General features: G+C 68.9%; 6 protein-coding genes, 1 tRNA gene and 1 pseudogene. 5 read left to right on the forward strand and 3 right to left on the reverse strand.

Annotation, left to right across the window (positions count from 1 at the left end):
- Positions 1-132 precede the first annotated feature (132 nt).
- Positions 133-1,119, forward strand: coding sequence for a LacI family DNA-binding transcriptional regulator (locus ACTS11_RS07820; RefSeq protein ID WP_442639770.1), 987 nt, complete (start codon positions 133-135; stop codon positions 1,117-1,119).
- Between the two features lie 62 nt (positions 1,120-1,181).
- Positions 1,182-1,907: a phosphatase PAP2 family protein gene (locus ACTS11_RS07825; protein ID WP_442639766.1), complete on the forward strand. Its 726-nt coding sequence runs from the start codon at positions 1,182-1,184 to the stop codon at positions 1,905-1,907.
- Positions 1,908-1,914: 7 nt separating this feature from the next.
- On the opposite strand, the gene ACTS11_RS07830 is transcribed toward ACTS11_RS07825, so the two are convergent.
- Both ACTS11_RS07830 and ACTS11_RS07835 read right to left on the reverse strand, forming a co-directional pair.
- The gene (locus ACTS11_RS07830; RefSeq protein ID WP_442639767.1) at positions 1,915-3,330 is read right to left on the reverse strand and encodes an L-serine ammonia-lyase; all 1,416 of its coding nucleotides are present in this window, start codon (positions 3,328-3,330) and stop codon (positions 1,915-1,917) included.
- Between the two features lie 429 nt (positions 3,331-3,759).
- Positions 3,760-4,797 (reverse strand): porin, encoded by a 1,038-nt coding sequence (locus ACTS11_RS07835; protein WP_442639771.1) that lies wholly within the window; start codon positions 4,795-4,797, stop codon positions 3,760-3,762.
- Positions 4,798-5,053: 256 nt separating this feature from the next.
- On the opposite strand from ACTS11_RS07835, the gene ACTS11_RS07840 reads away from it, so the two are divergent.
- Positions 5,054-6,058 (forward strand): tyrosine-type recombinase/integrase, encoded by a 1,005-nt coding sequence (locus ACTS11_RS07840; protein WP_442639768.1) that lies wholly within the window; start codon positions 5,054-5,056, stop codon positions 6,056-6,058.
- On the opposite strand, the gene ACTS11_RS07845 is transcribed toward ACTS11_RS07840, so the two are convergent.
- Positions 6,053-6,128, reverse strand: a tRNA-Lys gene (locus tag ACTS11_RS07845). The two genes, ACTS11_RS07840 and ACTS11_RS07845, sit on opposite strands and share 6 nt — an antisense overlap.
- 96 nt (positions 6,129-6,224) lie before the next feature.
- Here ACTS11_RS07845 and dapF point away from each other — a divergent pair.
- The gene (gene dapF, locus ACTS11_RS07850) at positions 6,225-7,070 is read left to right on the forward strand and encodes a diaminopimelate epimerase (protein WP_442639769.1); all 846 of its coding nucleotides are present in this window, start codon (positions 6,225-6,227) and stop codon (positions 7,068-7,070) included.
- Positions 7,070-7,207, forward strand: a pseudogene (locus ACTS11_RS07855) (tRNA (N(6)-L-threonylcarbamoyladenosine(37)-C(2))-methylthiotransferase MtaB); the annotation flags it as partial. The gene dapF and the pseudogene ACTS11_RS07855, both read left to right, overlap by 1 nt.

The raw sequence follows: 7,207 nt of genomic DNA on the forward strand, positions 1-7,207 counted from the left end.
GGGGCGCGGCCCGTCGCGGCGGCGCGGCGGCCCGGGTTGCGGGGGCTCGCGGACGCGGCGTATCAAGGGCCACCGGCTCTCATTCGGACAGCAGACTTGCGCGGACGCAACCCCTTCGACGGCAAGCCCCAGATGACGCTGCGCGACGTGGCCGAGGCCGCGGGCGTATCGGAAATGACCGTGAGCCGCGTCCTGCGGCAGCGCGGCGACGTCTCGGAAAAGACGCGCGACAAGGTCTTCGAGGCCGCGCGGTCGCTCGGCTACGTGCCGAACAAGATCGCGGGCGCGCTCGCCTCGAACCGGGTGAACCTCGTCGGCGTGGTGATCCCCTCGCTCAGCAACATGGTCTTTCCCGACGTGCTTGACGGGATCGGCGCCGTCCTCGACGGGACGCCGCTCCAGCCCGTCGTCGGCACCTCGAAATACGATGCCGACCACGAGGAGCACGTGATCTACGAGATGCTCTCGTGGCGGCCCTCGGGCCTGATCGTCGCGGGCCTCGAGCATACCGACGCCGCGCGCGCCATGATGGCCAACGCGGGCATTCCGGTCGTCGAGGTCATGGACGTGGACGGCGACCCCGTCGCGGCCTGCGTCGGCATCAGCCATGTCGAGGCCGGGCGCCAGATGGCGCGCGAGATCGCCGCGCGCGGCTATCGGCGGATCGGCTATTGCGGCTCGTCCTCGATCAAGGACCACCGCGCGCAGAAGCGCCGGCAAGGGCTGGAGCAGGGGCTGGCCGAGGCGGGGCTGACGCTGGCGGACAGTTGCCTCTACGCCGGAACCTCGGGCTTCGGCACCGGGCGCGGCATGACCGAGGAGATCCTGACGCGGACGCCCGACCTCGATTTTCTCTACTACAACAGCGACATCAACGCGGCGGGCGGGCTGCTCTACTGTCTGGAGAAGGGCATGGACATCCCCGCCCGGATCGGGATGGCCGGCTTCAACTCCTTCGAGGTTCTCGACGGGCTTCCCATGCGGATCGCCACCATGGACAGCCAGCGCCGCGAGATCGGGCGGCGCGCGGCCGAGCTGGTCGCCGCCAACGCGCTGACCGACGAGATCGTGCGCCTGACGCCGCAGTTCCTGCCCGGCGACACGATGCGCGAGGCCTGAGACCGGAACCCCGCGCGCGCCTCCGGGTTTGTGGGCCATGCACCCGGACCCGTACCAGCCCGATGCCTGACCGCCCGCTGCGCACCCTGTTCGACGCGCTGCGCCGGAACGTGGAGATCGGCGTGCTGGTTCTGCTCGCGCTGGCCATTCTCGCGGTCTGGGCGCTGGCGGAACTGACCGATGAGGTCCTCGAGGGCGCCACGCGCAACCTCGACCGCGACCTCCTGCTCGCGCTGAGGGTGCCCGGCGACCTTTCGGACCCCCTCGGCCCGCCCTGGCTCGAGGAGATGGGGCGCGACTTCACCGCGCTCGGCGGCACCGGTGTGATCGCCGGGGTGACGCTGCTGGCCGCCGGGTTCTTCCTCGTGCGGCGCTCGCTTGGGTCGATGCTGTATCTCCTTGCAGCGACGGGCGGCGGCATCGCCCTCTCGAGCATCGGCAAGGAGGTCTTCGACAGGCCCCGGCCGGACCTCGTCCCGCATGGCGCGCTCGTCTACACGGCGAGCTTTCCCTCCGGCCATTCGATGATGGCGGCGGTCGCCTACCTCACCCTCGGCGTCCTGATCGCGCGCGTCTTGCCCGAGCGGCGGCAGAAGGCCTATGTCCTCACGGTGGCGATCCTGCTGACGCTGATCGTGGGCGTCAGCCGCGTCTATCTCGGTGTTCACTGGCCGACGGACGTGGCGGCGGGCTGGCTGGCGGGCGCCGGCTGGGCGGTGGCGTGCCTCCTGGTGGCGCGTCTTCTCGCGCGGCGCGGCCACATCGAGCCCGAGGTCTGCGAGGCCTGAGCCCGCTTCAGCACTCGGGCAGGTTTACCGCGAGCCCGCCGAGGCTGGTTTCCTTGTACTTGGTCGACATGTCGAGCCCGGTCTGGCGCATCGCCTCGATGCAGTTGTCGAGCGGCATGAAATGCGTCCCGTCGCCCCTGAGCGCGAGCGACGCCGCCGAGACCGCCTTGATCGCGCCGAGGCCGTTGCGCTCGATGCAGGGCACCTGGACGAGTCCCCCCGCAGGATCGCAGGTCATGCCGAGGTGATGCTCGAGCGCGATCTCGGCGGCGTTCTCGATCTGCTCGTTCGTGCCGCCGAGCGCCGCGCAGAGGCCCGCCGCCGCCATCGCCGACGCGCTCCCGACCTCGCCCTGGCATCCGACCTCCGCCCCCGAGATCGAGGCGTTGTGCTTGATCAGGCCGCCGATGGCCGAGGCGGTCAGCAGGAACACGCGCCGCCCCTCCTCCGTCGCGCCGATGCAGTGGTCGCGGTAGTAGCGCAGGACCGAAGGAACGACGCCCGCCGCCCCGTTGGTGGGCGAGGTCACGACACGTCCGCCCGCCGCGTTCTCCTCGTTCACCGCCATGGCGTAGACGGAAAGCCAGTCGTTCACCGTGTGCGGCTGCGCGATGTTGCGCCCGCGCTCGGCGAGGAGCTGCTCGTGCATGTGCTTGGCGCGCCGCCTCACGCGGAGGCCGCCGGGCAGTTCCCCCTCCATCCTCAAGCCGCGCCCGATGCAGTCGTCCATCGCGCTCCAGATCGCGTCGAGGCCCGCGCGGACCTCGCCCGGCGACAGGCGCGCGGTCTCGTTGGCCCATTTCATCTCGGCGATGCTCTTGCCGGACGCCATGCCCATCGCCAGCATCTCGGCCGCCGAGCCGAAGGGGAAGGGATAGCCCGCCGCCGCCTTCTCGTCGTGGAAGGCATCCGCCCCGCCATGCGCCTCGCGCGCGAGCTCGCGCTCCGTCAGGACGAAACCGCCACCGACGGAATAGTAGGTCTCCTCCATGTAGAGGTTCCCGGCCGCGTCGAAGGCGCGCAGGACCAGGCCGTTGGCGTGGCCCGGAAGCGTGCGGTCGTAGTCGAAGACGAGGTCGTTCGCCGGCGCGAAGCGCAGCGGCGGCAGGCCCGGCGGCGTGACCATGCCGGTCGCGCGCACCTCGGCCTCCAGCGCTTCGGCCCGGTCGGGGTCGAGCGTGGCCGGGAGGAAGCCGCAGAGCCCCAGGATCACGGCGCGGTCGGTGGCGTGGCCGCGCCCCGTGAAGGCGAGCGAACGGTGGAGCGAACAGCCGAGGGCGGCCACCTCGCCCGCGCCCGGCTCCCGCTCGCGGCCGGAGCGCAGGTCGTCGAGGAAGCGGGCCGCCGCCGTCATCGGCCCCATCGTGTGGGACGAGGACGGGCCGACGCCGATCTTGAAGATGTCGAAGACGCTGAGGAACATGGCCGCCGGGATAACGGATCGCGCGGGAAATCCCCACCGGAAAGCGACCGGGCAGACGGGAATCGCGACGCGGGGCGGGGCCGGGGCGGCGGACGCACGGGGGGTCGCGCCCTGCCGACGGGAGGGTCGCCGCAGCCATGCGCGCCGCGCGACCGCGCGCCCGCCGCGATGGGCCCTGGCCACACGCTCAATTCGGCTGCTGGAGGTAATTTTATTTTAACGAATACGACCTTTGACTCGCCGGATGCCTTCGCCATGAGGTGTCGGCAGAGTGAATTGAGTGGTGGAATCGAGATTATTGGAAAATTCGATAATCGAATTCCTTGAGTGAACGTGCGGATTTGGTCCTACCCGATTTCGGTCTCCTCCGGAGAAAAGCAAAGAGCGGGCACTAGGCCCGCTCGATACTCGTTACGCGATCCGGTCGGATCAGAACTTCATGTTGAGGCCGAACGACCAGCTGCTGGCGCCGGTGCCCGGGCCCACTTCGCCGTAGCCGTAGCCGAACTGGGCCGCGAGACCGCCACCGAAGTCGTATTCCGCGGACAGACCGTAGCCGCTTGCGTCCGCAAGACCGGAAGCGACGTCCCAGTCATACTGGCCGTAGTTGGCGTGAAGCGTGATGGCATCGAACTCGTAGCTCGCGCCAATGCCCCAATGCACCCCTTGGTCGCCGTCCGTGTCGAAGACCGAGTAGTTCACCGCGGCGGAGAGGCCGCTCTCGAGCGCAACATGACCAGAGAGGCCAAGGACCGACACTCCCTGATTACCGGGGTTGGTCGCGATGTCGTTCGAGAACTGGTAACCGATGCCGACACCGAACGTGCCGCCGGCGAACTCGCCGCCGTAGGTCGCACCGATGCCCCAGATCGGGTCCGTGGTCACGCCGGGGTTGTTGGCTCCGGGAACGATGACGACGGTGCCATCGAGCCAGGTGAAGCCGCCCGTGGGGGCCGTGTTGTCGTCCATCTCGACCGAGATCGCGAACTTGAAGTCGCCGAACGCATGGTCGTAGCGCAGGATCTGGCCGTCGTAGATTCCGTCGAGGCCCGAGTTGCCGTTGTAGCCGCGGTGACCGTCGTGGTTGCCGTTGATCGACCCGGCGCCGTTGTAGTTCACTTCCTGCATCGCCCAGTCGAGCGCGCCGTCGGTGTCGCCCATCGTCAGCCGGCCGAAATCGCCGGAAACGAAGATCGCGATGCCCCCGTCATTGGTGCCGACAGCACCCGGATCCTCGGAGAGGTCGATCTCGGTGCCGAAGGAAAGGCCGTTGTCGGCGGTGCCGGACAGCTTGAAGGTGATGTCGATGTCCTGAACGAACTGGGTGGTCGCGCCGGACCCGCCCTGGATACCCATCTGGGCGTTGCCTTCCAGGTCGATATCGGCAACCGCAGCGCCCGAGAATGCCACAAGGGCAGTCGTAGCGAAGATACTGCTATTCTGAATCCGGCTTGCAATAATTCGAATTTCAGACTATTTTTTTACCCGTTGACGCCGGAAAATATTTGGACCGATCCCCATCCGGCGCCCGGCTGTCTGTTCCGCCAGTACCCCGGATCGCATTCGCTCGGACGTTTCCTCACCTGCATGGCGGGCGGCCTTCCGGATCGTCCGCGGGACACCCACCAACCTGTGCTCATCCGGCCGTCGGAAGGCGCCGCGCTGTTCGCGCGCGGCCTGTCGCGCCCGGACGCCCAAGAAGACCCTGAAAGGAAAACCAGCGATGTCGGTCCCACAGATGAGCGTCGAGCCCGGTTTCTCCTCGGTCGAGCGGAGGTTCTCGTTCTGCGCGCCCGCGGAGACGCTGAACGCCTTCTTCGACGACCACTACTATCCGCACTGCGCGGCCACGACGCGCAGGCACCGCCACACGCTCCTGACCTACGACAAGCACCTGCGCGAGACGCTCGGGCCGATGCGGTGGGAGGAGATGACGCCGCTCGCGCTCAACGCCTGGCTCCGGCGGCAGGTGCAGCAGGAGCTGAAGAACACGACGATCAACAAGCACATCATCCTGGTGAACCGCCTTTTGCGCACCTCGCGCGACTGGGGCGCCCTGCCCGAGGGGGTGCGCGCGCCGCCCTTCCTGCGCAAGCTGCCGACGGGCGACTATCGCCAGCGGTTCCTGTCGCAAGACGAGATCCGCCGCCTGATGGCCGCCTGCGACCGGATCAATCACCCCTACCTCGCGCTCTTCATCCGCTTCCTGCTGCTGACCGGCGCGCGGAAGGGCGAGGCGCGGACCGCGAAGTGGCGCGACATGGACTTCGCCACCGGCCTCTGGCGCGTGCCGATGACCAAGAGCGGGCGGTCCCGCCGGATCATGCTGAGCGCGGCGGCCATCGAAGTGCTGGAGCGGACGGAGCGGCGGACGCGCGAGCTGGGCCTGCCCGTCGGGCCCGACGACTACATCTTCCCCAACCCGCGGACCGGCACCTGCTACAACAGCTTCCACATCGCCTACTTCAAGGCGCGCGACATCGCCGGCCTGCCCGAGGTGCGCATCCATGACCTGAGGCACACCTTCGCGAGCCTGCTGATCAACAACGGCGTCAGCCTCTACGAGGTGCAGGAACTGCTCGGCCATTCCTCGACCGCGATGACCCAGCGCTACGCCCATCTCCAGCCGAACAAGCTGAGGAGCCGGACGGAGATCGTGAGCCGGCTGGTCGCGGACGACGGCGAGCGTGTCCGGGAGGCGGCTGGAACGGCGGGGAAAAGGTGGTGAGCCCGACAGGATTCGAACCTGTGACCAATTGATTAAAAGTCAACTGCTCTACCAACTGAGCTACGGGCCCGCTCAGGGGGGCTTCCTACGCAGGCGGACCCTGGGCGTCAAGGGCCAATGCCGAAGCCTATTCAAAGCCGCGCCCCGCCCGTGTATACGCGCGCGCATGTCTGACGTCGCCCGCCATTCCGGCCTGCCCTTCATGAAGATGCATGGGCTGGGCAACGACTTCGTCGTGATCGACGCGCGGGTGAGCGCGCGCGCGGTCACGCCCGCGCTGGCGCGCGCGCTGGCGGACAGGCACCGGGGCGTCGGCTTCGACCAGCTCGCGGTGATCGAGCCCGGGGACGGCACGGACGACGCGGACCTGAAGCTGACCTTTTTCAACGCGGACGGCTCGCTCTCGGCGGCCTGCGGCAACGCCACGCGCTGCATCGCCCGCCACGAGATGGAGGCGCGCGGCGTCGCGGAGCTGACGCTCAGGACCGAGCGCGGCCTCCTGCAGGCGCGGGCCGTGGGGGCGGAACTCACCTCCGTCAACATGGGCCAGCCTATGACGGACTGGCGCGAGATCCCGCTGGCGGAGCAGGCGGACACGCTCCACCTGCCGCTGCCGGGCGATCCGGTCGCGACCTCGATGGGCAACCCGCATTGCACCTTCTTCGTCGAGGATGCCGAGGCGGTGGATCTCGCCGCGCGCGGCGCGGAGACGGAGGTTCACCCGCTGTTCCCACAGCGCACCAACGTGCAGTTCGCCAGCCTCCTCGGCCCCGACCACCTGCGGATGCGGGTATGGGAGCGGGGGGTCGGCGTCACGCTCGCCTCGGGCTCCTCTTCCTGCGCGGTAGCGGTGGCGGCGGCGCGGCGCGGGCTCACGGGCCGCAAGGTGCGCATCACGCTCGACGGCGGCGACATCCTCGTGGAGTGGCGGGAAACCGGCGTCTGGATGACGGGACCGACGGCGCATGTCTTCTCGGGCGTCCTGACGGCGCAGTTCCTCGAGGGGCTGTGATGGACCGGCGCGCCCCTGTCTTCCACACGCTCGGCTGCCGGCTCAACGCCTACGCGACCGAGGCGATGAAGGGGCTCTCGGCCGCCGCGGGCGTGGGCGGCGCGGTCGTGGTGAACACCTGCGCCGTGACCGCCGGG

This window comes from Roseicyclus sp. (assembly GCF_052168335.1).
Taxonomy (GTDB): Bacteria; Pseudomonadota; Alphaproteobacteria; order Rhodobacterales; family Rhodobacteraceae; genus Roseibacterium.